The sequence below is a fragment of the Zoogloea sp. genome, from assembly GCF_023150065.1.
Classification (GTDB): domain Bacteria; phylum Pseudomonadota; class Gammaproteobacteria; order Burkholderiales; family Rhodocyclaceae; genus Zoogloea.
This window is the reverse complement of record NZ_JAKLLN010000179.1, coordinates 1-584: the sequence shown is the minus strand read 5'-3', so window position 1 is coordinate 584 and position 584 is coordinate 1. Positions and strand designations below refer to the sequence as shown.

1 pseudogene is annotated in these 584 nt (G+C 58.6%); it reads left to right on the top strand.

Going from position 1 to position 584, the window contains the following annotated elements:
* Positions 1-345: 345 nt before the first annotated feature.
* Positions 346-584 (top strand): annotated as a pseudogene (locus tag L6Q67_RS24145) (sugar transferase); the annotation flags it as partial.

The window sequence follows — 584 nt, the reverse complement described above, 5'->3', positions numbered from 1 at the left end:
AGCCTTGCTCGTGGGTTCCGGCGGGTAGATTCCATGTGTGTTTCAGGCTGTAAATCCGGCAGGTGTGTCGATGGTGATATTTTGTTGTGGCGGAACGCAGGCTTGGCGATGTAATTCCCCTTGTGACGGGCATCACAGGAGGCAGGGTCCATAAGCGCTATCGTTCGGCTGCACGGGTTTTCACGCATTTTGCAAGTATGCGTCGTGTGCCTGGCATGTCCCGGTAGCCGTTCCAGGCCGCTCGGTGAGGCGGTTTTCGTTGGGGCTCGTGGTTGAGTTTTGCGCCACGTCGGCTTGATCAAATTTGCATGGGAGGCCGTCTTTCAAGGGCGGTCGGTGCTCAGAATGCTCAAACTCTTCAATCATTACGTTCCGTCCAGCACGATCCTGCGACTGGTGTTTGACGCCATGTTGCTGTTCGTGGCGGTGGTTGTCGCGTTCGTGCTGCAGGCCCGGGTGGATGGTGGCCTGGTGGCGACCGTGGTGCCATCGGCGTTTGCCTTCGCGGTGACCATGATGATCCTGAACGGCGCCCTTGGCCTGTATCGGGCGGGTTTCGGCTCGGATTTCCGGCAGACCCTGAT